Origin of the sequence: Xanthobacter flavus (genome assembly GCF_017875275.1) — a bacterium.
GTDB lineage: Bacteria > Pseudomonadota > Alphaproteobacteria > Rhizobiales > Xanthobacteraceae > Xanthobacter > Xanthobacter flavus_A.
Genome location: NZ_JAGGML010000001.1, coordinates 3,784,899 through 3,807,165, shown reverse-complemented (window position 1 = coordinate 3,807,165; position 22,267 = coordinate 3,784,899). Strand labels below are relative to the sequence as shown.

General features: G+C 67.3%; 24 protein-coding genes and 1 pseudogene. 16 read left to right on the top strand and 9 right to left on the bottom strand.

Going from position 1 to position 22,267, the window contains the following annotated elements:
* Positions 1 to 2,760: a nitrate/nitrite transporter gene (locus J2126_RS18015; protein WP_209488231.1), complete on the bottom strand. Its 2,760-nt coding sequence runs from the start codon at positions 2,758 to 2,760 to the stop codon at positions 1 to 3.
* A 245-nt stretch (positions 2,761 to 3,005) separates the two neighbouring features.
* On the opposite strand from J2126_RS18015, the gene J2126_RS18010 reads away from it, so the two are divergent.
* Entirely contained in the window at positions 3,006 to 3,701 is a 696-nt protein-coding gene (locus J2126_RS18010) for a helix-turn-helix domain-containing protein (protein ID WP_209488230.1), read from the top strand.
* A gap of 199 nt (positions 3,702 to 3,900) precedes the next feature.
* On the opposite strand, the gene J2126_RS18005 is transcribed toward J2126_RS18010, so the two are convergent.
* Both J2126_RS18005 and J2126_RS18000 read right to left on the bottom strand, forming a co-directional pair.
* Positions 3,901 to 5,301: a sensor histidine kinase gene (locus J2126_RS18005; RefSeq protein ID WP_209488229.1), complete on the bottom strand. Its 1,401-nt coding sequence runs from the start codon at positions 5,299 to 5,301 to the stop codon at positions 3,901 to 3,903.
* Positions 5,298 to 6,032, bottom strand: a complete 735-nt coding sequence (locus J2126_RS18000) for a response regulator (protein ID WP_209488228.1) — start codon at positions 6,030 to 6,032, stop codon at positions 5,298 to 5,300. The genes J2126_RS18005 and J2126_RS18000 overlap by 4 nt, the downstream gene beginning before the upstream one ends.
* Before the next feature lie 172 nt (positions 6,033 to 6,204).
* On the opposite strand from J2126_RS18000, the gene J2126_RS25660 reads away from it, so the two are divergent.
* Positions 6,205 to 6,750, top strand: coding sequence for an EF-hand domain-containing protein (locus J2126_RS25660; protein WP_209488227.1), 546 nt, complete (start codon positions 6,205 to 6,207; stop codon positions 6,748 to 6,750).
* 62 nt (positions 6,751 to 6,812) lie between these two features.
* The gene (locus tag J2126_RS17990) at positions 6,813 to 7,310 is read left to right on the top strand and encodes a cytochrome b (protein ID WP_209488226.1); all 498 of its coding nucleotides are present in this window, start codon (positions 6,813 to 6,815) and stop codon (positions 7,308 to 7,310) included.
* Positions 7,311 to 7,331: 21 nt separating this feature from the next.
* Here the strand turns inward: J2126_RS17990 and J2126_RS17985 are convergent, their stop codons facing one another.
* The 4 genes from J2126_RS17985 to J2126_RS17970 all read right to left on the bottom strand — a co-directional run bounded on the left by J2126_RS17985 (position 7,332) and on the right by J2126_RS17970 (position 11,233).
* Positions 7,332 to 8,045: an ABC transporter ATP-binding protein gene (locus J2126_RS17985; protein WP_245327433.1), complete on the bottom strand. Its 714-nt coding sequence runs from the start codon at positions 8,043 to 8,045 to the stop codon at positions 7,332 to 7,334.
* 4 nt (positions 8,046 to 8,049) lie between these two features.
* On the bottom strand, positions 8,050 to 9,183 hold the full coding sequence (locus J2126_RS17980) for an ABC transporter permease (protein ID WP_209488225.1): 1,134 nt from the start codon (positions 9,181 to 9,183) through the stop codon (positions 8,050 to 8,052).
* Positions 9,180 to 10,331 carry an efflux RND transporter periplasmic adaptor subunit gene (locus J2126_RS17975; RefSeq protein WP_245327431.1) on the bottom strand — a complete coding sequence of 384 codons (1,152 nt, stop codon included), beginning with the start codon at positions 10,329 to 10,331 and terminating at the stop codon, positions 9,180 to 9,182. The genes J2126_RS17980 and J2126_RS17975 overlap by 4 nt, the downstream gene beginning before the upstream one ends.
* 335 nt (positions 10,332 to 10,666) lie before the next feature.
* Positions 10,667 to 11,233 carry a Spy/CpxP family protein refolding chaperone gene (locus J2126_RS17970; protein ID WP_209488224.1) on the bottom strand — a complete coding sequence of 189 codons (567 nt, stop codon included), beginning with the start codon at positions 11,231 to 11,233 and terminating at the stop codon, positions 10,667 to 10,669.
* A gap of 285 nt (positions 11,234 to 11,518) precedes the next feature.
* Between J2126_RS17970 and J2126_RS17965 the strand changes: the two genes are divergently transcribed.
* From J2126_RS17965 to J2126_RS17950, 4 genes are read left to right on the top strand one after another with little or no spacing between them, the layout of a single operon-like run.
* Positions 11,519 to 11,818, top strand: coding sequence for an ArsR/SmtB family transcription factor (locus J2126_RS17965; RefSeq protein WP_209490299.1), 300 nt, complete (start codon positions 11,519 to 11,521; stop codon positions 11,816 to 11,818).
* Positions 11,815 to 12,879 (top strand): permease, encoded by a 1,065-nt coding sequence (locus J2126_RS17960; RefSeq protein WP_209488223.1) that lies wholly within the window; start codon positions 11,815 to 11,817, stop codon positions 12,877 to 12,879. The genes J2126_RS17965 and J2126_RS17960 overlap by 4 nt, the downstream gene beginning before the upstream one ends.
* Positions 12,880 to 12,896: 17 nt before the next feature.
* Complete coding sequence (locus J2126_RS17955) at positions 12,897 to 13,133, top strand: thioredoxin family protein (protein ID WP_209488222.1); 237 nt, start codon at positions 12,897 to 12,899, stop codon at positions 13,131 to 13,133.
* Positions 13,130 to 13,546 (top strand): OsmC family protein, encoded by a 417-nt coding sequence (locus J2126_RS17950; RefSeq protein ID WP_432445344.1) that lies wholly within the window; start codon positions 13,130 to 13,132, stop codon positions 13,544 to 13,546. Before J2126_RS17955 ends, J2126_RS17950 begins: the two co-directional genes overlap by 4 nt.
* A 224-nt stretch (positions 13,547 to 13,770) precedes the next feature.
* On the opposite strand, the gene J2126_RS17945 is transcribed toward J2126_RS17950, so the two are convergent.
* A complete protein-coding gene (locus J2126_RS17945; protein WP_209488221.1) occupies positions 13,771 to 14,055 on the bottom strand; it encodes a type II toxin-antitoxin system RelE/ParE family toxin in 285 nt (94 codons plus the stop codon).
* Positions 14,052 to 14,333, bottom strand: coding sequence for a type II toxin-antitoxin system ParD family antitoxin (locus J2126_RS17940; protein ID WP_209488220.1), 282 nt, complete (start codon positions 14,331 to 14,333; stop codon positions 14,052 to 14,054). Before J2126_RS17940 ends, J2126_RS17945 begins: the two co-directional genes overlap by 4 nt.
* Before the next feature lie 447 nt (positions 14,334 to 14,780).
* Here J2126_RS17940 and J2126_RS17935 point away from each other — a divergent pair, with 447 nt between their 5' ends.
* The 9 genes and pseudogenes from J2126_RS17935 (at position 14,781) to J2126_RS17895 (ending at position 22,209) form a co-directional block, all read left to right on the top strand.
* Positions 14,781 to 15,977, top strand: a complete 1,197-nt coding sequence (locus J2126_RS17935; RefSeq protein WP_209488219.1) for a DUF932 domain-containing protein — start codon at positions 14,781 to 14,783, stop codon at positions 15,975 to 15,977.
* Positions 15,978 to 16,020: 43 nt separating this feature from the next.
* Positions 16,021 to 16,511: pseudogene (locus J2126_RS17930) on the top strand (ParB/Srx family N-terminal domain-containing protein); the annotation flags it as partial.
* A gap of 219 nt (positions 16,512 to 16,730) precedes the next feature.
* The gene (locus J2126_RS17925) at positions 16,731 to 17,174 is read left to right on the top strand and encodes a CopG family transcriptional regulator (protein WP_209488218.1); all 444 of its coding nucleotides are present in this window, start codon (positions 16,731 to 16,733) and stop codon (positions 17,172 to 17,174) included.
* Positions 17,175 to 17,446: 272 nt separating this feature from the next.
* Positions 17,447 to 17,716: an ABC transporter permease subunit gene (locus J2126_RS17920; protein WP_209488217.1), complete on the top strand. Its 270-nt coding sequence runs from the start codon at positions 17,447 to 17,449 to the stop codon at positions 17,714 to 17,716.
* A gap of 2 nt (positions 17,717 to 17,718) precedes the next feature.
* On the top strand, positions 17,719 to 18,870 hold the full coding sequence (locus J2126_RS17915; RefSeq protein WP_209488216.1) for a branched-chain amino acid ABC transporter permease: 1,152 nt from the start codon (positions 17,719 to 17,721) through the stop codon (positions 18,868 to 18,870).
* Positions 18,867 to 19,640: an ABC transporter ATP-binding protein gene (locus J2126_RS17910; RefSeq protein WP_209488215.1), complete on the top strand. Its 774-nt coding sequence runs from the start codon at positions 18,867 to 18,869 to the stop codon at positions 19,638 to 19,640. Before J2126_RS17915 ends, J2126_RS17910 begins: the two co-directional genes overlap by 4 nt.
* Complete coding sequence (locus J2126_RS17905) at positions 19,637 to 20,341, top strand: ABC transporter ATP-binding protein (RefSeq protein ID WP_209488214.1); 705 nt, start codon at positions 19,637 to 19,639, stop codon at positions 20,339 to 20,341. Before J2126_RS17910 ends, J2126_RS17905 begins: the two co-directional genes overlap by 4 nt.
* Positions 20,342 to 20,398: 57 nt before the next feature.
* On the top strand, positions 20,399 to 21,577 hold the full coding sequence (locus tag J2126_RS17900; RefSeq protein WP_209488213.1) for a M20 family metallopeptidase: 1,179 nt from the start codon (positions 20,399 to 20,401) through the stop codon (positions 21,575 to 21,577).
* Positions 21,574 to 22,209, top strand: coding sequence for a cupin domain-containing protein (locus J2126_RS17895; RefSeq protein WP_209488212.1), 636 nt, complete (start codon positions 21,574 to 21,576; stop codon positions 22,207 to 22,209). Before J2126_RS17900 ends, J2126_RS17895 begins: the two co-directional genes overlap by 4 nt.
* Positions 22,210 to 22,267: the final 58 nt, after the last annotated feature.

Sequence of the window (22,267 nt, the reverse complement as noted above, 5' to 3'; positions counted from 1 at the left end):
TTACGCGGCCGTGGCCGGACGGTGGGTGGGGCGCGGGGCGATCCCGCGCTCGACGTCATGGAGCAGACCGCCCTTGCGGGTGTAGACGGCCCATGTGAGCACGAGGCAGCTCACGTAGAAGATGAGGAAGGCCCACAGCGCCGCCTCGGGCGAGCCGGTAAGGGCGATGGAGGAGCCGTAGCCCTTGGGGATGAAGAAGGCCCCGAAGGCGGCAATGGCGGAGGTGAAGCCGGTGATGGCCGCCGCCTCCTTCTCCGCCTGCCGGCGCCGCGTCTCGGCGTCGGCTCCCGGCATCAGCCGGTCCATTTCCTTCCCCATGATGGCCGGGATCATCTGGAAGGTGGAAGCGTTGCCCACCCCGGTGGCGAGGAACAGCACCAGGAAGGAGCCGAAGAAGGCCCAGAACGCCCAGGGCTCGGAGCGCATGCCGATGGACCACAGCACGCCGGAGACGCCCGCCATCATCAGCACGAACACATAGATGGTGACGCGCCCGCCGCCGTAGCGGTCCGCAAGCCAGCCCGTGCCGGAGCGCGCCAGCGCACCGACCAGGGGCCCGAGGAAGGCAAACTTGAGGGCGTTCACCTCCGGGAAAAGGATGTTGGTGAGCAGCGGAAAGCCCGCCGAATAGCCGATGAAAGAGCCGAACGTGCCGGTGTAGAGCCAGCACATAATCCAGTTGTGCTTGCGCTGGAAGATCACCGCCTGCTCGCGGAACGAGGCCTTGGCGGAGGCGATGTCGTTCATGCCGAACCACGCCCCGAGGGCGGACAGGATGATGAACGGCACGAAGATGAAGCCGGCATTCTGCAGCCACATGGGGGCCGTGCCGCCTGCCGCCTTCACCATGGCCGGATCGCCGCCGAGGCCGCCGAAGATGCCCATGGTGATGACGAGGGGCACCACGAACTGCACCACGCTGACCCCGAGATTGCCGAGGCCGGCATTGAGCGCCAGCGCATTGCCCTTCTCCGCCTTCGGGAAGAAGAAGGAGATGTTGGCCATGGAGGAGGCGAAGTTGCCGCCGCCGAAGCCGCACAACAGCGCCAGGATCAGCAGCACCACATAGGGCGTATCCGGATTCTGCACCGCATAGCCGATGCCCAGCGCCGGGATGATCAGCGACCAGGTGGTGAGCGTCGTCCACAGGCGCCCGCCGAAGATGGGTACCATGAAGGAATAGAAGATGCGCAGCGTCGCTCCGGTCAGCCCCGGCAAAGCGGCGAGCCAGAACAATTGGTCAGTGGTGAAGCGGAAGCCCACCAGCGGCAGCTTGGCCACCACCACCGACCACACCTGCCACACCGCGAAGGACAACAGCAGCGCCGGGATGGAGAGCCACAGGTTGCGCCGCGCGATCGCCCGGCCGGTCTTCTGCCAGAAGGTGGGGTCTTCCGGCCGCCAGTCGGTGAGGATGGCGCCGCGCACGGCGGCGGGGACCGCGGCGGCCGCAGGCTGCATGCCCTGCATTTCCGGCAGCTCGGGCAGCTTATCCAGCGTCTCGCCGGTGGCCTCCTTCTCCATCTGGCGGATGGCAAGGTGCATCCATGCCAGCGAACCGGCGGCGAGCACGAACAGCAGCATGAAGCAGCTGGTCCACAGGCCGGTCAAATCGTTGAGCACGCCGAACATGAGCGGCAGGATGAAGCCGCCGAGCCCGCCGATCATGCCCACGAGGCCACCCACCGCGCCCACGTTGTTGGGGTAGTAGACCGGAATATGCTTGTAGACGGCCGCCTTGCCCAGGGCCATGAAGAAGCCGAGCACGAACACTGCGACGGTGAACCCCACCACGCCCATTTCCATGTGGAAGGCGATGGGGCCATGGATGCCCTGCACCACATAATCGGTGGGCGGATAGGACAGGATGAAGGTGGCCACCACCGAGACCAGGAAGGTCCAGTACATCACCCGCCGGGCGCCGTAGACGTCCGAGAGATGCCCGCCATAGGCGCGAAAGATGCTGGCCGGTACCGAGAAGGCGGCGGCGATCATGCCAGCGCTCGTGATGCTGAGGCCGTAGACCTTCACCAGATACTGGGGCAGCCACAGGGCCAGCGCGACGAAGACGCCGAACACGAAGAAATAATAAAGGGCAAAGCGCCAGACCTGGATATTCTTGAGCGGCTCAAGCTCCAGCCACGCGCTCTTCGGCCGAACGCCGAGGCGGCGACGCTCCACCAGCACGGGATCATCCTTGGTGGTGAGGAAGAACACGATGGCCATCACCACCAGCGCCGCCGCCCACACCTGAGCCACCATCTGCCAGCCATAGGCGACGAGGACGAAGGGAGCGAGGAACTTGGTGACGGCAGCGCCCACGTTGCCGGCGCCGAAGATGCCCAGGGCCGTGCCCTGCTTCTGCGGCGGGTACCAGCGCGAGACATAGGCGACGCCCACCGCGAACGAACCGCCGGCAATGCCCACGCCGAGGGCGGCGAGGAGGAATTGCGGATAGGTGGTGGCGTAGGTCAGGAGGAAGGTGGCGAGGGCTGCTGCAAGCATGGTCAGGCTGAAGACCACGCGCCCGCCGTAGCGGTCGGTCCAGATGCCCAGCGCCACGCGGATGAGCGAGCCGGTGAGGATGGGCGTTCCCACCAGAAGGCCGAACTGGGTGTCCGAAAGCCCCAGGTCCTGGCGGATGCGGATGCCGATGATGGAAAAGATCGTCCACACCGCAAAGCATACGGTGAAGGCGATGGTGCTCATGGCGAGGGAGGTCCGCTGGTCCGCGGCGCTCACGTCTCGAATGGGTTGCATGGCTTGATCTCGCCCGTTGCAAAAGCACGGCTGCGTCGTGCGACAGCAAACTGCCTGATCAAGCTACCGGGTTCTTTGATTTGTATCAGCTTCAATGCAATGAACTGAGATGATGACGATGGGATGATTTCGCTTCATGAAGAATAGACATCTGATTGTTCTTGGTTTGATTCTATACGCCTCAACGATTGATATTTATCAATTGTCGGGATATTGTCTCTCGCTCCGCCGCAGGTGAGGAAAGAATGAAGCCCGAGGATGCCGATGCCGTCAGGCACCTCCCCTTGTTTCGGGAGGCGAAGAAGGAGACGTTCGCCAGAATGATGCGGACCGGCCTTCTTCAACGCTTTCCGCCAGGTGTCACCATCATCAACGAAGCCGACCGGGCCGACTTCCTGCACGTGGTGGTGGACGGATTGGTGGAGATGTTCGCGGCCGATGGCGAACGGGAGACAACGATCGGTCTGGTTCGCCCGATGGGAACCTTCATTCTGGCGGCGGTCCTCAACGATCAGGCCTACCTCCAATCAGCCCGAACGCTGGGCAAATCCCAGTTGCTCATGATTCCGGCCGAGCATGTGCGCTCCGCCTTGGGGGCCGATGCCGGCTTCAGGAGCGCCGTGGTGACCGAGCTGGCGCGTGGCTATCGCTGCACCATAAAGGAATTGAAGAATCAAAAGCTGCGCACCGGCGCAGAGCGCCTTGCCAATTGGCTGATCCAGAACATGGCAGATCATCGTTCAGAAGGCGTCATTGAGCTGGATTTCGAAAAGAGAAAGCTGTCTTCTCTGCTCGGAATGACGCCAGAAAATCTTTCCCGCGCGTTCGCAACGCTAAAGGATTTGGGTGTATCTAGCGCCGGCTCCTCGATCCATGTTGGGGATGTGGAAGCCTTGCGTCGGTTCGCTCGACCAAATCCGCTCATCGACGAACCTGAATGACCGGTCTTGGCACGGCTCGCTGGTCTGACGGGGTACGCCGTCCCGCAACATCGCCTGGTCCCGGAACAGTTTCGCCACAATCCGCTTCAGCTTGGCGTCCTCGGGCTGGCGCAGACGCCGCATCTCCGCTGTTGCCCTGGCTCGCTCTCGCGGTCCTCGCGCTCGGCTGGCTCGGCTGGCGCGCGGCGGGGCGAGACGTCTACGGCTCACGCGACGCGTTCGCCCGAGCCTTGGCCGCTTGGTTCGCCGCCGGCAGGCGGACCGTTGCCCGCAGCCCGCCGTCCGGCCGGTTGGACAGGCTCACCTCGCCCCCATGGGCGCGCAGGATGGCACGGGCGATGGGAAGGCCGAGACCTGCGCCGCCGGTCTCGCGCGAGCGGGAGGTTTCCAGCCGCTCGAAGGGGTCGAACACCCGCTCCAGATCCGCTTCCGGAATGCCCGGTCCGGCATCGTCGATGGTGACGAAGGTCTCTGTCCCGGCAGGGCTGATCCCGACCGTCGCGCCCGCGCCATAGCGCTGGGCGTTCTCCAGCAGGTTGCGCAGGGCGCGGCGCAGGGCCATCCGGCGGAGCGGGAGGACGTGCGGCGCCGACACAACGAGGGTGACGGGCGGGCCCGAGGCGGAAAGCTCCGCCGCAAGATCGGCCAGGAGGCCGTTCAGGTCCACCGGCTCCAGGGGTTCGGCCACCGATACGCCGCGCGCGAAGGCCAAGGTGGCCTCGGTCATCTCCTGCATCTCGTTGAGGATGAGGGCCATGCGCTCGCGGATCTCGTCGTCCTCCACCATCTCCGCCCGCAGCCGCAAGGCGGTGATGGGCGAGCGCAGATCGTGGCCGAGCGCCGCCAGCATGCGTGTGCGCTCGCCGATCATCTTGTAGAGCCGCTCATGCATCCGGGCCAAAGCCTCGGCGAGCGCGCGCACCTCGCGCGGTCCCCCACGGGGCAAAGGAGGCGGCTCGGCGCCGAGCCCGAACGCATCGGCGGCCTGAGCCAGCTTGCGCAGGGGGCCGGTGATCCGCTTGAGCCCCAGCCAGAGCGCGCCGAGAAGCAGCAGCAGCGTCAGCAGGGTCGAGGCAAGCGCCTGGGGCGGCAGGTGCATGCCGGGCCGCTCCAGCCGGGCGGCGGCGTTGAGCCAGAGGCCATCCGCGAGCGGCAGCGAAAGGCGCGGCTCGGCCGGGGCGATGCCGTAGTCCCTCAGCCATCGCATGGGGGCGGGTGGCCCATGGCCGTGATGGGAGGTGTCCCAGGCCTCCTGCGCGCGGGCGCCGGGCCAGTCCACCGCAATATCCGAACGGCCCTCGGGCACCGCAGGATCGGGGGAGAGCACGAAGCGCAGGGCGCGGGAGGTGGCAGCCTCCACCAGTTCGCCGCGCACGGGCACGGGCGCCCCATCGACCAGCCTTGCGAGCCGCACTGCGTGCTCGACGGCCATGGCGCGCTGATCCGCCCGGATGATCGCGCCCCGCTCCGCCGTGAACAGCCAGAAGCTGGCGATCTGGCCGAGGACCATGGCCGCCACCGAAAGCAGGGCCACCTGGGCCAGAAGGCTCCTGGGCAAAAGGCTCTTGGGCAGAAAGCTCTTGGGGAGAAGCGGCCTCATCTCGCCTCCCGCACATCGGCGGCGAGGCTGTAGCCGCCCGCCCGAATGGTGGTGATGATCTTCGGCTCGGCGGGGTTCGCCTCGATCTTGCGGCGCAGGCGGCTGACCTGGTTGTCGATGGTGCGGTCGAAGGCGTCGGCGCTGCGGCCGCTGGTGAGGTCCATGAGTTGGTCGCGGGAGAGCACGAACCGGGGGCGCTCCAGAAAGGCCACCAGCAGCTTGAATTCGGCGGTGGTGAGGGCGACCTCCCGTCCGTCCGTTTCATGCGCGAGCTGGCGGCTGTCGGTATCGAGGACCCAGCCGGCAAAGACCAGCTTGCGCCCGCCGAGGGCGCCCGCCAGCAGTTCCGGCCGCTCGCTGCGGCGCAGGATGGCTTTTACCCGGGCCAGCAGCTCGCGGGGGCTGAAGGGCTTCACCAGATAGTCGTCCGCGCCGATTTCGAGGCCGACCACCCGGTCGGTCTCCTCCGCCAGCGCGCTGAGCATGAGGATCGGTGGGCCGCCCGCAGCGCTCAGGCGACGCGCCGCCGACAGCCCGTCCTCGCCCGGCATCATCACGTCGAGGATCACGAGATCGAAGCGTCCGCTCCGCAGATGCTCGTCCATCTCGGCCGCCGACTTCGCGGTGGTCGCCCTCAGCCCGTTCTTCTCCAGGTACCGGCCGACCGCGTCGCGGATCTCGCGGTGATCGTCCACGACCAGGATGTGGGGAATGTGAGGGTGCTCTGCCATGGGGCAGGTTTAGCGCCTCCTTGGGCGACCCGGAAAACCAAATGTCGCGTCCGGTCGCGAAGGCAGGGGCATGCGACAGAGCGATACACTTCGCCCCTTCCGCCGATATCCTGCCGCGACGCAGCCCGCCCATCCTCCCCCCATCGAAATGCACAACCGATGAGGTGAGGACATGAAACGCAAGACGCTCGCGATCCTGGGGGCCGTCGCCGCCATTGCCGTGGTGGGGGCGGTCTCGATCCCCGCCATTGCCGGCGGCCCGGGCGGCTGCTGGGGCGGCGGTCCCGGCTTTGGCATGATGGGCGGCCATGGCGGCCCGGGCTGGCAGGGCACGGGTGGCCCCATGAACGGCCCAATGGGTGGGCGCATGGGCGGCGGCATGCATGGGCCCATGGGCCGCTTCGCCGCCGCGCAGCTCTTCATGACCTTCGACGCCGATGGGAACGGCACCGTGACCGTCGCCGAGGCGGAAGCCGGCATCGAGAAGCTGCGGGCGAGCCATGATGGCGACGGCAACGGCACCTTGTCCCGCGAGGAGTTCGGCAAGCTCTTCGCCGAGGTGACGAAGACCATGGCCGACCGCCCCTTCGCCATGCTCGACGCCAATGGCGACGGCCAGCTGAGCGCCGAGGAGATGCGCTTCCCCGCCCAGATGATGGCGCGGATGCAGGCGTGGCACGGCCAGCAGGCGGCGCCCGGCACCAAGCCGGGGAACTGATCCGGAGCCGGGGCGGCCCCGCGCCGGGTCCGCCCCATCCCCCGATACGGAAAGGCAAAGACATGACCGTCCCCGTCGCCGCCGGCTATTCCCGCACACAGATCGCCCTGCATTGGGCGGTCGCGGCCCTTGTGGCCGCCCAATATCTTATCAACGATGCCATCGCCGAGGCCTGGAGCGCTTATGTGCAGGGCACGGCCTATGGGTTCGACCCGCTGGTGCTCGCCCATGTGGCGGGAGGCGCCCTCATCCTCGTGCTGGTCCTGTGGCGCATCGCCCTGCGCGCGACGCGCGGCGTCCCGCCGCTGCCCGAGCGGGAACCCCCGGCGTTGCATCTGCTGGCCCAGGTGACACACCTTGCTTTCTATGGCGTGCTGATCGCCCTGTCGGTGTCCGGCGCGCTCGCCTGGTTTGCCGATGTCCGGCCCGCGGCCGGCGCCCACACTGTGCTGAAGGTGGTTCTGCTGGCGCTGATCGCCCTTCACGTTCTCGCGGTCCTCTTTCACCAGAGCGTGCTGAAGAGCGGCGTCTTGCTGCGAATGGTGCGTCCCGGCGCCTGAGGGCAGGGGCGTCGCGGGACCTCAGGCGGGCGAAGTCTCATCGGCTTCCAGCCGGCCATCGCGCAGGGCGAAGATGCGGTCGAAGCGATCAAAGATCTTCTCATCGTGGGTGACGGCGATGATCGCGGCATTCTGATCGATGGCGACCTTGCGCAAGAGGTCCATGACGATCCCGGCGCGCTTGGAGTCGAGGGCCGCGGTCGGCTCGTCAGCCAGGATGATGCGTGGGCGATTGGCCAGCGCGCGGGCGATCGCGACACGCTGCGCCTCCCCGCCCGAGAGCTTGGCCGGCATCGCCGAGCGTCGATTGCCGACCTCCAGATAGTCGAGGAGCTCGATCGCGCGTGCCCGGGCGGTCTCGGCATCCTTGCCGGCCAGGCGCAGGACGAGGGCCACATTCTCGGTTGCGTCGAGAAACGGAATCAGGTTGTGGAACTGGAAAATGAAGCCGATCTTGTCCAGCCGCAGACGCCTGAGATCGGACCTCAGCCAGCGCCCATCCTCGATCACGCGCTCGCCATCGAGCGCCATCGACCCGGACGAGGCGCCGAGGATGCAGCCGATCACGTTCAGCAGCGTCGTCTTGCCGGAGCCTGACGGACCCAGCAGAGCCACGACCTGGCGCGGGTAGACCGTCAGCGAGACGTCGCGCAGGGCATCGACACGCGTTGTTCCCGTGCCGAAATGCTTGGAGATGTGATCGAGGCGAACCAGGGGATCACCGGCCAATGGCATGTGCCTAGCCTCCGAGCGCTGTGGCGGGATCAACCCGCAAGGCCGCGCGAACACCCAGGCCGCTCGACGCGATGCAGACCGCAAGCACGATCAGGCCGAGCCCGGCCACATTGTCCGCCTCGAGGACCACCCGACGCGGGAAATGATCCTTGATGGCGAGGATCATGGCCGTCCCGAGCGCGAACCCGATCAGGCCGAGCGCCAGCGCCTGCTGCACGATCATCAGGACGATCGTGCGGTCGGGGGCGCCGATCAGCTTGAGCGTCGCGATCTGCTTCAGCTTTTCCATGGTCATCGTATAGATGATGAGGGCGATGATAACCGCAGACACAAAGAGCAGGATTGTCGTGAACAGCCCGATCTGGCGTCGGGCGCGATCGACAAGCGAGCGGGACAGAATGTCCTCCTGTTCCGCCTGTGTGATGGCCGAAAAGTGCTTCCATCGACGAACCGTCTCCGCCACGGCATCCACTGACGCATTGGGCTGAACGCGCGCGATGACGGCATTCACCGTGTCGCGACCGGCCCCGGCGGTTCCACGCGCGATCTGGACGCGGGCCGCGGGCGGACCAAGATCGAACTGCAGCTTCTGCGCATCCCCCAAGGTGATGTAGACAGCCGGGTCGCCGCCGGAATTGACCTGGTGCCGGGTCAGGCCGACGACCGCGAACGTGTTGCGCCCGAGCTCGATCCGGTCGCCGAGAACAAGTCCGCTCGCCTGGTCTGCGACCATCTCGAAATGGCTGCGCACGATGGCGCGTCCTTCCACGATCTCCGGCGGGCCCCCTGGCCGGGTGGGCTCGTAGCCGATGACATAGAGGCGGAGCTTGCGGCCTTGATGCTCCGCCTCGACGGTCTGGTAGGTGATGCCGCCTGCCGCGGTCACGCCGGCAATGCGCGCCACCGCTTCGCGAACGTCGCCTGGAATGCGGGACGCCTCGGCGAACGGACCGCGCGAGTTGGCTTCCACGACCCAGAGATCGACCGCCGGCGCACGGGATATGGTCAGGGCGTCAACGACGATGCCGCGATAAATTCCGATCATCGCCATCACCACCCCAAGCAGAAGGGCGAGCCCCAGGCAGGTGAGCAAGAAGCGTCCGAGGTTGTGGCAAATGTCGCGGTAGGCGAGGTTCATGGGGCGCCGGCCCCGATGGCGCGCGCGGCGCCGCCCTCCTTGAAGGCCGGATCGACCTGGGTGACCACAAGCGCTCCCGCGGGAAGGCCGCCGACGATTTCGAGCCGCCCATCCTCGGTGCGATGGCGAAAGGCGACGAGACGGCGCTTGAGGCGTCCCTGCTCCACGGTCCAGACCTTGCCTTCCCGCCCGTCATAGCCTTGCACGGCGGCTTCCGGAACGAGCAGGGCCTTGTCGAGGGTGGCGACGGAGATCCAGAACTCGACTTGCTCGCCAAGGAAGATGCGGGGCGGAGGATTGTCTCCCTTCACATAGATGCGTCGCTCCTCCGTGACACGGTCGCTTTCAAGGCCGATGCGCGCCACGCGCCCGGCGAAGCTCTGCTGCGGGGTTGAGCGCCTGCGGGCCTCCACGCGCTGGCCCTCCTCGATGAAGCCGGCACGCGCCTCGTCCACATAGGCCAGCCCCCAATAGGTGCCGACCGCCACGAGGGAAAAGATGGGCTCCCCCGGATTGACGACGCTGCCGGCCTCCTTGTGGCGCGCGATGACGATGGCGTCGTAGGGCGCGACCAGCGTGCGATGGCGCAGCATGGTCTGCTCAAACTGCAGCTGGCCGCGCGCATCGGCGAGCTGGGCCTTGGCGCTTGCAAGCTCGCTTTGCGCCACAAGCGCATCCGCATTGGCGACAGCCTCGTCGAGCAGCGTCTCCTCGGCGACTTGCTGGGAGACGATATCTCGTCCCGCCAGGGTTTGCTTGCGCCGGTTGGCCACCTGCTTCTGGGCGAAGACGGCGTTGGCCTTCTGGAGGTTCGCCTCGGCGCGGCGGATGTTGACTTCGGCGATCTCCACCGCGGCCACCGCCTTGGCGACCTTGGCCTCCTGCTCCCCCGCATCGAGACGCGCAAGCACCCGCCCCCGGGACACGCGGTCCCCATGATCGGCCAGAAGCGCGGTGAGGGTCGCACCGACCTCGAAGCCGATCTTGGACAACACCTGGGCCTCGACGGTGCCCAGGCCGAACACCCGCACCGGCACGTTTTGCTCGGGAGAGGCGACGTTGACGGCAATGGGTCTGCTGCCGACGAAAAAGATTCCCGCCGCAAGCACGGCGACCGCCATCACGGTCAGGGCCATCGTCTTGAGCATCCGTCCCTTGGGGCGCCTTTCGGCGGCACCCGCGGATGAGGGAGGCATGGGCGGCTGCGCCCCGTCTGGTCCGTCCGACACTTTCACCTCCTGCCAGAAGTCTCCACCGCGTCGCGCCGACATCCGGCGAGGCCGATGTCAGCATCATTTCGGACGCGGCGCATTGCTCGGAACCCGGGGCGATCCTCGGCAGGCTCAATGCGCGCGGCGGACGACAATCCCGGCAACATCCGCCTGGCGGAGCCAGCCTGATGAGACAGGCCGGTCGCGACAAAGTCCGTCAGAGGCGGTGGGCACACCCGCCCGGGCCGGCGGCGAGGCCCGCCCCGTCACGCTCACATCATGCATCCCATGCCGGTGAGCAGCTCGTTGGCCTTCTTCTTCTGGCCATCGCTGAGCGCGGCGTAGAGGTCGCTTAGCGGCTGCTTCATGTCCTTGAGAGCGGCGGCGCGGGCTTCCATCACCGCGATACGGGACTCCAGGCGCTCCACCGGCGTGTCGGCGTCAAAGCTGGCGCGCATGGCCTGGCGCAAGCCCTGCATGCTGACGAAATTGTTCTTCATCGCCACCACATAGGCGTTCCATGCCTTGGCCTGCGCATCGGTGACGCCGAGCTCGGCCTTCAGGAATGCAGCTCGCCCCTCAATGAAGGCGGGCAGCTCGCCATCGGCATCACCGGTCATCCAGCCCCCGCAGCCGCCCATCATGCCCCGGGCCGAGCGATGGAACCCGGGACCCCAGCCCCCCTGGCCGGGACCCATATATCCCGCACCCTGACCCATCATCCCCGGACCCTGGCCCGGCCCACCGCCCATCTGGGCGCTCGCCGGCACCGCGAACAATGCCGCCGCGACCAGCGCATACGCTGCGACGCGCGCAATGGAGACAGACTTGATTTTCATGACGCTCTCCCTTCTTGCGGGCGGACACGTCCGCCCCTCCGACCTGAGCCGGGGTTGAGCCCGAGCATTTTAGGCGCGCTTGCGCCTCCTGCCGCATCGATCCACGCCCAATACCCCACTCGTGATGCAGGACGGACGGCGTCCGCGGTCCTGCGCGCGAACCACAGCGGCGGGCGGACACACCCGAAACTGTCGTCACCGATGGCCGAAATCGCCACGTTACCGGCGATAGACCTCGAATGAAATGCGTTTACACGCATATGCGCATGAGCGTAAATGGGATCCATGCAGTCCGCGCTCACCCTTCTGTCGGCCTTGGCCGAACCCACCCGCCTCGCGGCGGTCCGCCTCCTGTGGGACGGGCGCGAGCATTGCGTCTGCGAGCTTGTGCGCGTCCTCGGCGTCACCCAATCCCGCATGTCGCGCCATATGGCGGTCCTCAAGCAGGCCGGCCTGGTGGTCGACCGGCGGGACGCCCAATGGGTGCGCTACCGCCGCAATCCCGAATTGCCGACCGAGCAGGCCGCCATCATCGATGCTGTCCTCGCGAGCCTGGACGCGTCATCGAACAGGAGAGCCGCATGAGCGCCGACCTGTCATTGACCGGGCGCAAGCCGCCCCGGGAGGCCTCGCCCCTGGCCTGGGCGGCGGCAACGGTCGCGGCGATCGCCCTGTGGTTCGCGGTCTATGCCCAGCTCGCGCCGTTCTCCCAATGGCTGGTGGCCCGCCTGCCGGTGGAGCCGGGTAGCCATCTGGCCGAGGCGGTCGCGTTCTTCATCTACGACACCCCCAAGGTGCTGATGCTGCTGACGCTGGTGGTGTTCGCCATGGGCGTGGTGCGCAGCTTCTTCTCCGCCGAGCGCACCCGTGCCCTGCTCGCCGGAAAGCGCGAGGGGCTCGGCAATGTGGCCGCCGCCGGCCTCGGCATCGTCACGCCTTTCTGCTCCTGCTCGGCGGTGCCGCTGTTTGTCGGTTTCGTCTCCGCCGGGGTGCCCCTCGGCGTCACCTTCTCCTTCCTCATCGCCGCGCCCATGGTGAACGAGGTGGCGCTGGGCCTTCTGTTCGCGCTGGTCGGCTGGAAGGTGGCGCTCACCTATCTGGCCTTCGGCCTCGGGGTGGCCATCGTCGCCGGCTGGGTCATCGGGCGGCTGCATCTGGAGGGCTGGCTGGAAGACTGGGTGCGCAATGTGCGCGCCGCACCGGTCGAGCTGCCGCCGAACGGCATGACACTGGTGGATCGCATCAAAGCCGGCCTCGACGCGGTGCGCGACATCGTCGGCAAGGTGTGGATGTGGATCATCGCCGGCATCGCGGCGGGCGCCTTCATCCACGGCTACGTTCCGGCAGACCTTCTCGCCTCCATCATGGGGCGGGATGCGTGGTGGTCGGTCCCGGCCGCGGTCCTTTTGGGCATTCCCATGTATTCCAATGCCGCGGGCATCATCCCGGTGGTGGAGGCCCTGCTGGCCAAGGGGGCGGCGCTGGGCACCGTGCTCGCCTTCATGATGGCGGTGATCGCCTTGTCCCTGCCGGAAATGATCATCCTGCGCAAAGTACTGAGCCTGAAGCTGATCGCCGTGTTCGTCGGCGTGGTGGCAACCGGCATCCTCGCCGTGGGCTTCCTGTTCAACGCGCTGTTTTCCTGAATAGAAAGGCAGAAGCCATGAAAGACGTGAAGGTTCTCGGCCCCGGCTGCTCCCGCTGCGAGGCAACGGCGCAGATGGTGCGGGACGAGGCGGCCAAGCTCGGACTCGACGTGAGCGTGGAGAAGGTGACGGACTATGTGGTGATCGCCGGCTACGGCATCGCCTCGACTCCCGGCATCGTCATCGACGGCAAAGTGGTGCATGCCGGCGGCCTGCCGAAGCCGGACGATGTCGCCCGCTGGCTCGCGGCGTGAGCCCCGCCATGCTGGAATACAAGGTTCGCGCGGCGCGCATCGACGCACACGGCAGCCTCGCCCGTACGAAAGAGGCCGAGATCACCCTCGACACCGACATCGGCGGGCGCGCCGATGCTTTCAACCCGGCGGAACTGTTCCTTGCCGCCATCGCTGCGTGCATGATCAAGGGCATCGAGCGGGTGACCCCGATGCTGAACTTCGAGTTGCGCGGGGTGGATGTCACGCTCCACGCCGTTCGGCAGGACGCCCCACCGAAGATCGTCTCGGTGGATTACGAACTGATCATCGATACGGACGAGACGGAGCAGCGCCTGGCTTTGCTCCACACCAACGTCCGCAAGTACGGCACGATTTCGAACACCGTGGCGGAAGCAACCCGATTGGACGGGACCATCCGAAGGAAGGCGTGAGCGTCATCAGCGCGCCGGCCCCGCCAGCGCGCATGCGATCAGTCGTGATCCATGAAAGGCCAAGTCCATGACGAAACGAGGCGTGGTCATCTGCGCGCCGATGCGCACGGCGATCGGCATACCCTTTTGGCGGTAATGCTCTGCTAGGCATCCACAAGCAGACGTTTCCGAGGTCCACAAAGGATCATCTCCAGCCCTGCCTGGCAGCCATCCGCGGGCGCGATCTAGAGCAGATCTTCCCATTGTCGTGCGCCGTGCACGACACGGACGATCTCCGCCCCCTCGTCGATCTGGCGGTACAAAATCAGGTAGTTGCCGGCTGGTAGGCTTCTCAGCTCAGGCCGCACCTCGGGCCTCGCAACGCCGATGCCTGGCATCTCCCCTATCCGCTGGCAACGGCGGTAAATATCTTCGTACCAGCGTCGGGCCGCCGAAGGATTGTCCTCGGCAATGTAAAGGGCGATGGCTTCGATGTCCGCCTCGGCCTGTGGTCGAAGCCGGTAGCTCATTCTCCCCCACGCCCAGCAATCTTGGCATCGAGCTTCTGCCTGATCCGGGCGAAGGCTTCCTCACCATCGACAGCGGGGCCGCTGCTCATGCCGGCATCCCACAACCGCCCCAGCTCTTCGATGGCCTTGGCACGCTGCGTCCGCCGGTGCTTCCAGTCGCGCAGGGCCTCCCGCATGACCTCGCTCGCCGACGCATACTCGCCGGTCTTGACCACCTCACGCATCATCGCCGCCATTTCGGGGGTGAGGGCGACACTCACCTTCTCGACACTGGCCATGAGATCGTTCTCCTTTTGTCTTATGGTAGGCAAGCTTACTACCAACAGCAAGCGGAGAGTTTTCGGAAGTCGGGAGCAGCCCGGCACCATCTCCAGCAAAGATGCTGCGCACCGCCATGACGGTGCGTAACGGCTAAGGCCGCGCTGGTTCAGTTCGCGCGCCCAAAGCAGGCGTTCCAAAGGGCCGCAACGGGTCACAGCCCGTAAGCGCGCCAGGGGGAAAGATCCCCGCAGTCCTGAGCCGAGCCGCATGGCCATTGCCCCCTTTGCGTCCGCTCCGATTTACGGCTCTGAGGGAAGGGCTTCCCTACTACCACGCTGCGGGTCTCCGGCGACCCGTCAGCGGGGTTGTCCTGCAACGAGTCGAGAGTGAGAGGTTGGCCGGTTCGGCCATGACGGGATGTGGGCTGGGAGAGAGGCTCCCGGCGCCCGTCATGGAGACGACCCATGACTCAGGTGGAGATTCTGGACGCCGCGCGCGATGGTGCTGGCGGCTACAAGGTGGACGTCAGCCGCGGCGAGCGGATCGGCCGCGTGTCCTCAGAGTGGTTCTCCCGACCGGATGACGAGCGCTACCTGTCCCTGTCGGACCTGTTCACCGCAGTGTACGGCCGGACCGAGCACAGCAGGACGCGGACGGTCGAGAGTGCGGCGATCCGCGTCGAGGCGAGCCGAGAGAACGCCGAACGCCTGACGCTGGTGCTGCCGGGCTCGGACGCCCCCGTCGCCCCGACCCACTGGAGCTTCGGCCAGCTCGCGAGCCTGGTCGGCGCCCCGGCGGCCTATTTGCGGCAGCTCCCGGCACCGCTCGCCGGCATCAATCTGCAATATGGTATCACCTCCCATCGCGCCGAGCAGGTGAAGACGCTGGAGATCGAGGACGGCCGGGTCGAGCTGCGCGCCGTCACCGGTCCCGACTATGGCCGCATCTTTGACCACGAGTTGGTCGCCGCCGTGCAGCGGATCGCCGGCGATGGCACCGGCGACACCCGCTGGAAGGTGCCGGGGGTGCTCGACTGGTCCACCGGCATCTACAATCCCCGGGTCGACATCACCAAGGATACGACGACCCTCTACGCCTCGGATCGGGATGTGTTCCTGTTCCTGGTGGACGACCTCAATCCCATCGAGGCCGGCCGTCTGCCCGACGGTTCGCCCGACCTCTATTTCCGCGGCTTCTACTGCTGGAACTCAGAGGTCGGGGCGAAGACGCTCGGCATGGCGAGCTTCTATCTGCGTGCCGTATGCCAGAACCGCAATCTCTGGGGCGTCGAGGATTTCGAGGAGATCACCATCCGCCACTCCAAATACGCCGCATCCCGCTTTGCCCATGAGGCGGCACCGGCGCTGACCCGCTTCGCCAATTCCTCCCCCCTCCCCTTCGTCAACGGCATCAAGTCCGCGCGGGAGAAGATCGTGGCCCGCTCGGATGAGGACCGCAGCGCGTTCCTGCGCAAGCGCGGCTTCTCCAAGGCCGAGACGGCCAGGATCATCGAGACGGTGCTGATGGAGGAAGGCCGTCCGCCCGCGAGCGTCTTCGACTTCGTGCAGGGCATCACCGCCGTCGCGCGGGACAAGCCCCACCAGGACGCCCGGCTCGATCTGGAGGCTCGGGCGAAGAAGCTGCTCGACCGGGCCGCCTGAAACCCGGAAAGCCGGAGATGCGGATTGCCGTGTCTCCGGCCCCGTGTCGTCCCGGCTTTCCGGATCGCCGGGTTCGCGGCGCCGTCCTCAGAGGCAGAGGGCGGCGCTGCGCTTCGCGACGGACGCGATGCTGAGAGAGAGGTTCTCCGGCCGCCCGTCGCGGAGACCATATCGATGGCTATCGTCGCCAAGATCACCCTGTCGCCCTCGCGCGACATCCCCTTCAACAAGCTGATGCTCAGCCAGGCGAACGTCCGGCACGTGAAGGCCGGGGTCTCGATCGAGGAACTGGCCGAAGACATCGCCCGGCGCGGCCTCCTGCAGGGCCTCAGCGTCCGCGCCGTCGTCGATGCCGACGGCGTCGAGACCGGCATGTTCGAGATCCCCGCCGGCGGCCGGCGCTACCGGGCACTGGAGCTGCTGGTGAAGTGCAAGCGCCTCGCCAAGACCGCGCCGGTGCCCTGCGTCATCCGGGAGGGCGGTATCGCCGAGGAGGATTCGCTCGCCGAGAACGTCCAGCGCGCGCCGCTACACCGCCAACAGCGGCCTGCGCCGTGAGCCGGAACTCCCGGACCACATCGCCATCGCCAAGGAAACAACGCCGGCAGGACCCGCGGACGAGTTCGCCATCGTCCTCGACGACGAGCCGGACGACACGGCCCAGCTGGCACGTGTCCTGCGGCAGCAGATGCGCGGCGTCGCAAGGCAGGCGGCGCTCGACCCCCATGACGGCATCGATCTGTGAGGATGGCCATGCGTGACCGGATGAATGTGTATTTTCCGCCGCAGATGCTCAAGGAGATCTCCGAGCTCGCCGAGCGCCGGAAGCTGTCCCGCTCGGCGATCGTCGAGGCGGCCGTCGCCTCCTTCCTCTCGCCCGACGGTGCCGACAAGCGCGAGGCGGCCTTTGCCCGGCGCCTCGACCGCCTCTCCCGTCAGGCCGCGCGCATCGAGCGCGACCTCCGGATCACCGCCGACACGCTCGCGCTCTTCGTGCGCTTCTGGTTGACCATCACGCCGCCGCTGCCGAGCGACGCCCAGGCCGCCGCGCAGATCAAGGGGCGAGAGCGCTACGAGGGATTCGTCGAAACGCTCGGCAAGAGGCTGCAGAAGGGACAGAACTTTCTGCATGAGATCCCGGAAGACGTATCAGGACAACCGGTGGCAGACGAACCCAACCCCGCTGCTACAAGGTAGCCAGATCCGGAAGCACTGCTTAACGCATCCAGCGATGTTCGTTCTCCGTCAGTTGAGCACGAACGGCGAGCGACGGGCGGTCGTGACCCATGTCGGACAATGGGAAGGGCTGCTTTCCGGCGACAACGCAGCGCCTGGCCGTTGCCTGTCACCGCACTCATTCTGGCTCACCTTTAGACGTCGGCCGATGTCGCGTCGTGAAGGAGGGGTTTCTTCCATAGCTCATCATAGTGGTCGTCAAGCGACCGAAGGCCGCCTGCTAGGCGGGGGTGATGAACGGGCTCTATTACAACGAGATCAATTTCGGCATGGGCCTGTTCCTCGGCGTTGCCGGCTTCTCGGCCGCCATCATCGGCGGCATGGGCAACTTCTACGGCGCGCTGGTCGGCGGTTTCCTCTTCGCCGCTCTCCAGACCATCGGCACCGTCGCCCTACCCATTCCCAGCGCCTATCGCGACGTGTTCACCTTCGCGGTGGTGATCCTCATCATGACGTGGCGGCCCACGGGCCTTCTCGCCGAAGCCCCGAGCGAGAGGGTCTGACCATGCCGGAGCTTGTCGTAAGACATCCACTCGCGGTGGGCCTCGGCGCCATCGCCGCGAGCGCCGCGTGGGTGGTGCTGCTGCTGAAGGGCGAGCACCAATGGGAGGTGGCGGCGGTGGGCGCCCTCGCGCTCGTGCTCGGGTGGCTGCTGCGCCGCCCGGCGCTCGCCCGCCCGCTCGCGACGGCGTTCACCGTCCACGAGGGTCTCATGGGCGGGGCGGCGGTGCTCGCCGCCCTCGCCGTGGCGTTCGTGTTTCTCGACGACCATTTCAATTTGCTCATGCTGGCGAGCGTGCTGCTGACCGCCACCGTCTGCATCGGCCTCAACGTGCAGACCGGGGATGCGGGCGTCGTGAACTTCGCCGGCGCCTCGCTCTACGGTGCCGGAGCCTATGCGGGCGCGGTGGTGGTGCAGTCGGGCCTGCCGCACATCCTCGCCTTCCCCTTCGCCGCTTTGGTGGCGGGGGTGATGGGCGCGGTCCTGGTGCTGCCCCTGTGCCGCGCGCGCGGCCACTATGCGGCCGTGGTCACCATCGCCTTCGCCATGCTGTTCAAGGGCTTCCTGGAGGTGAACGACACGCTCGGCGGCCCCCAGGGGCTCCAGGTGCGCGGCATCGACATCTTCGGCTGGCGGCCCAACCGCCCGTTCGAGATGCTCGGGTACGACGTGTCGCAATACGCGGTCTACCTGGTGGCGGCGCTGGCGCTGCTCGCCGCCTCCATGGTGCTGGCGCAGCGGCTGGAGCGCTCCTGGGCCGGCCTGACCCTCGACATGGTGCGCGCCGACGAGACCGCCGCCGCCTGCTTCGGCATCCGCCCGGCGGTGTGGAAGGCGATCGCCTTCGTGTTCGGCAGCGTGCTCGCCGGGCTCGCGGGCGCGCTCTATGCCTTCATGGCGGGGTTCATCGCCCCTTCCAACTTCACGCTCGGGGATTCGCTGATCCTGATCTCCATCGTGCTCCTGGGCGGGCTCGGCAACCACTGGGGCACGCTCATCGCCTGCCTGCTGGTGGTACTGGTGCCGGAAAAGCTCCAGGTGCTTCAAGAATACCGCTTCCTCATCTTCTCGGCGCTGGTGGTGCTGGTCCTGCTGTTCCGCCCGCAGGGCCTGATCCCGCGCGCCGCGCGGCTCTCGGCGGAGGCGGCCCGATGACCGCGCTGCTCGAAGCCCAAAGCCTCTCACGGCGGTTCGGCGGCATCATCGCCCTCGACGGGGTGGACGTTCAGGTGAAGGCCGGCGAGGTGCTGGGGCTCATCGGTCCCAACGGCTCCGGCAAGACCACCTTCTTCAACGTCGTTACCGGCATCTTCGCGCCCCATGGCGGGACGGTGCGATTCGACGGCGAGGACCTCACCGCCGCCTCGGCGCAGACGGTCTACGGCAAGGGCATCGCCCGCACTTTCCAGCGCTCGCGCCTGTGCCTCGACCTCTCGGTGTTCGAGAACGTCGTGCTGGGCAACGGCAAGCACCTCGACACGAGGATATTCCATGCCTTGTTCCGCCGCCGCCGGCTGGCGCGGGAGATGGACGCGCAGCTGGCGCAGGTGCGCGCCCTGCTGGAGCGGTTCGACCCTGAGCTGGCCCGCGCGCCGCTCCAGCCCACCGCCGGCCTGCCTATGATCCAGCGCCGGCGCATCGAGGTCTGCCGCGCGCTGATGGCGCGCCCGCGCCTGCTGCTGCTCGACGAGCCCTCCGCCGGCATGACCCACGAGGAGACCCGCCGGCTGATGGACGACATCCTCGCCATCCGCGCCGAGATGGGCGACCTCGCCATCGTCATCGTCGAGCACGACATGGCCACCATCGAGCGCGTCACCGACCGGTGCGTGGTGTTCAACTTCGGCCGCAAGGTCTGCGAGGGGCCGTACCGCGCCGTGGTCGCCGATCCCATGGTCCAGCGCGCCTATCTGGGGGAAGAATGAGCGCCATCCTCTCCATGCGCGGCATCCGCTCCGGCTACGACCATGCCGACGTGCTCGCCGACGTCAACATCGACATCGAGGACGGCGCCGTCACCTGCCTCCTGGGCGCCAACGGGGCCGGCAAGTCCACGCTGGTGCGCGCCATCATGGGCCTGACCCCGGCGAGCGCCGGCACCATCACCTTCGCCGGCGAGGACATATCGGGATGGGCGACGCACCGCATCGTCGGCGCCGGCATCGCCTGCATCCCGGAAGGCCGGCGCATGTTTCCGAAGCTGACGGTGGAGGAGAACCTGCGCCTCGGCGCCTATGCCAAGGGCGGGCGGCTTTCTCGTGGGCTCGACCGGGTCTATTCCCTGTTTCCCCGCCTCGCCGAGCGGCGCGCGCAGATGGCGGGCACCCTCTCCGGCGGCGAGCAGGCCATGGTCTCCATCGGTCGCGGCGTGGTGGCGGAGCCGCGCCTGCTGGTGATCGACGAGCCCTCGCTCGGCCTCTCGCCGCTGTTCGTGAAGGAGAGCTTCGCCATCATCCACAAGCTCAATGCCGACGGCACGACCGTGTTCCTCATCGAGCAAAACGTGCGGCAGACGCTCGCCATCTCGCACGCCGGCTACGTGCTGTCCCAGGGGCGGGTCACTGCCTCCGGGACCAGCACCCAGCTCGCCGCCGACGAGGATGTGAAGCGGGCCTATTTCGGATGAACGACCCGTCCGCGCCTTCGCGCGGGCGGCGCAACGAGAAGACATGGTGATCGCGTCGTGACCAATTCCTATGCCGTCGAGCTGACCCGTGCCCTGGTGCGGATCGACACCGTCAACCCGCCCGGTAACGAGGCGCGGGCCATCGGCCTCGTGCGCGCGGAGCTGGAGCCGCTCGGCTTCCGCTGCGCCGAGGCGCCGCTCGGGCCGGGCCGCTCCAGTCTCGTGGCGCGGGCCGGCGGAACGGGGCGCGTCCTCGCTTTCACCGGCCATGTGGACACCGTGCCGCTCGGTTCGCGGGCCTGGAGCGTCGATCCGTTCGGCGGCGCGATCATCGACGGGCGCCTCTACGGGCGCGGGTCCAGCGACATGAAGAGCGGCGTCGCCGCCTTCGTCGCCGCGGCGCGGGACTATGGGCGCCGCGACGAGGGGGAGAGCGGCCTCCTGCTCGTTATCACCGCCGGCGAGGAGACCGGCTGCGACGGAGCCCGCTCGGTGGCCGAGACGGCGGGGCTCCTCGGCACGGCGGACGCGCTGCTGATTGGCGAGCCCACCGCCAACGTCCCCTTGGTCGGCCACAAGGGCGCGCTTTGGCTGGAAGCGGCGGCCGAGGGCGTCACCGCCCACGGCTCCATGCCGCAGAACGGCGTGAACGCAGTGGTGAAGGCGGCCGAGCTGGTGATGCGTCTCCAGGACTTCGACTTCAACCACATGCGCCATCCGGTGCTCGGCGCGCCGACCCTCAGCATCGGCACCTTCCACGGCGGTATCAACATCAACTCGGTCCCAGACCGTGCGGTGGTCAGCCTCGACATCCGCACCCTTCCGGGACAGTCCCATGACGAGCTGCGCGCGCAGATGTCCGCCTTCCTGGGCGCCGAGACGCGCGTTTCGACGCTGCTGGACCTGCCCGCCATCTGGACCGCGCCCGAACATCCCTGGGTGCGACGGGTGTGTGCGCTCGCGCACCATATCGCCGGAGTGGGCGGCGAGCCCCAGGGCGTGTGCTACTTCACTGACGGCTCGGTGCTCGCCGCCGCCCTCGGCGCGCCACCCACCATGATCCTCGGACCGGGCGAGCCGGATCTCGCCCACCAGACCGACGAATATTGCCGCGTGGACCGCATCTACGAGGCGACGGCCCTCTACGCCGCCATCCTGCGCGACTGGTATGGTGAGGCGCTGCGCGGTCCCGCGCCGGTCGCCGGGCAGCTAGCCGATGGACGGATCGCCCCATGAGCGCGCGCTTGCAAATCTCCCGGAAGAACGGCGCCAAGGCAGCGCCCGGCCGCCCGCCCTCCGAGGTGAGAGAAGCTCCCCCCATCGGAGTCAAGCTGCGCCACGCCCGCAAGGTGAAGGGCATGACGCTGGCCGAGCTGGCGGAGCAGGTAGGCATCTCCGTGAGCATGCTCTCGAAGATCGAGCGCGACCAGGCGGTGCCCTCGCTCCACACGCTGCACTCCATGGTCCGCGTGCTGGAGACCAACATCGCGAGCCTGCTCGCCCCCCCGCTCACCGACGACCACGTGGTCTCCCACCCGCAGGACCGCCCGCACATCTCGGTCAGCTCGGTGCGGCCGGGCCACGGCGTGACCCTCGAATGCCTCATCAGCGACCGCGCAACCGCGCTGATGGACGCCAACATCCACGTTATCGCCGTGGGCGGCGGCTCGGAGGGCACCATCGTCCATGACGGGCAGGAGGTCGGCTACGTGCTGGAGGGCGACGTGGAGCTCCAGGTGGGCGAGAAGATGTACGTGGTCAAGGAAGGGGATTCCTTCTTCTTCCCTTCCAACATGCCCCACGGCTACCGCAACATCGGCGCGACCGTCGCCCGCATCCTGTGGGTGAACACCCCCGCGACCTTCTGATCCGATGTCGGAGGGCCCCGGAGAGTGGCCATCCGCGGAGTTTATTCAAGTCGATCTA

What these genes read in the sequence shown, in the direction of transcription:
- J2126_RS18015 (WP_209488231.1), bottom strand. Translation starts at nt 2,760, where the DNA reads ATGCAACCCATTCGAGACGTGAGCGCCGCGGACCAGCGGACCTCCCTC.
- J2126_RS18010 (WP_209488230.1), top strand. Translation starts at nt 3,006, where the DNA reads ATGAAGCCCGAGGATGCCGATGCCGTCAGGCACCTCCCCTTGTTTCGG.
- J2126_RS18005 (WP_209488229.1), bottom strand. Translation starts at nt 5,301, where the DNA reads ATGAGGCCGCTTCTCCCCAAGAGCTTTCTGCCCAAGAGCCTTTTGCCC.
- J2126_RS18000 (WP_209488228.1), bottom strand. Translation starts at nt 6,032, where the DNA reads ATGGCAGAGCACCCTCACATTCCCCACATCCTGGTCGTGGACGATCAC.
- J2126_RS25660 (WP_209488227.1), top strand. Translation starts at nt 6,205, where the DNA reads ATGAAACGCAAGACGCTCGCGATCCTGGGGGCCGTCGCCGCCATTGCC.
- J2126_RS17990 (WP_209488226.1), top strand. Translation starts at nt 6,813, where the DNA reads ATGACCGTCCCCGTCGCCGCCGGCTATTCCCGCACACAGATCGCCCTG.
- J2126_RS17985 (WP_245327433.1), bottom strand. Translation starts at nt 8,045, where the DNA reads ATGCCATTGGCCGGTGATCCCCTGGTTCGCCTCGATCACATCTCCAAG.
- J2126_RS17980 (WP_209488225.1), bottom strand. Translation starts at nt 9,183, where the DNA reads ATGAACCTCGCCTACCGCGACATTTGCCACAACCTCGGACGCTTCTTG.
- J2126_RS17975 (WP_245327431.1), bottom strand. Translation starts at nt 10,331, where the DNA reads ATGCTCAAGACGATGGCCCTGACCGTGATGGCGGTCGCCGTGCTTGCG.
- J2126_RS17970 (WP_209488224.1), bottom strand. Translation starts at nt 11,233, where the DNA reads ATGAAAATCAAGTCTGTCTCCATTGCGCGCGTCGCAGCGTATGCGCTG.
- J2126_RS17965 (WP_209490299.1), top strand. Translation starts at nt 11,519, where the DNA reads ATGCAGTCCGCGCTCACCCTTCTGTCGGCCTTGGCCGAACCCACCCGC.
- J2126_RS17960 (WP_209488223.1), top strand. Translation starts at nt 11,815, where the DNA reads ATGAGCGCCGACCTGTCATTGACCGGGCGCAAGCCGCCCCGGGAGGCC.
- J2126_RS17955 (WP_209488222.1), top strand. Translation starts at nt 12,897, where the DNA reads ATGAAAGACGTGAAGGTTCTCGGCCCCGGCTGCTCCCGCTGCGAGGCA.
- J2126_RS17945 (WP_209488221.1), bottom strand. Translation starts at nt 14,055, where the DNA reads ATGAGCTACCGGCTTCGACCACAGGCCGAGGCGGACATCGAAGCCATC.
- J2126_RS17940 (WP_209488220.1), bottom strand. Translation starts at nt 14,333, where the DNA reads ATGGCCAGTGTCGAGAAGGTGAGTGTCGCCCTCACCCCCGAAATGGCG.
- J2126_RS17935 (WP_209488219.1), top strand. Translation starts at nt 14,781, where the DNA reads ATGACTCAGGTGGAGATTCTGGACGCCGCGCGCGATGGTGCTGGCGGC.
- J2126_RS17925 (WP_209488218.1), top strand. Translation starts at nt 16,731, where the DNA reads ATGCGTGACCGGATGAATGTGTATTTTCCGCCGCAGATGCTCAAGGAG.
- J2126_RS17920 (WP_209488217.1), top strand. Translation starts at nt 17,447, where the DNA reads ATGAACGGGCTCTATTACAACGAGATCAATTTCGGCATGGGCCTGTTC.
- J2126_RS17915 (WP_209488216.1), top strand. Translation starts at nt 17,719, where the DNA reads ATGCCGGAGCTTGTCGTAAGACATCCACTCGCGGTGGGCCTCGGCGCC.
- J2126_RS17910 (WP_209488215.1), top strand. Translation starts at nt 18,867, where the DNA reads ATGACCGCGCTGCTCGAAGCCCAAAGCCTCTCACGGCGGTTCGGCGGC.
- J2126_RS17905 (WP_209488214.1), top strand. Translation starts at nt 19,637, where the DNA reads ATGAGCGCCATCCTCTCCATGCGCGGCATCCGCTCCGGCTACGACCAT.
- J2126_RS17895 (WP_209488212.1), top strand. Translation starts at nt 21,574, where the DNA reads ATGAGCGCGCGCTTGCAAATCTCCCGGAAGAACGGCGCCAAGGCAGCG.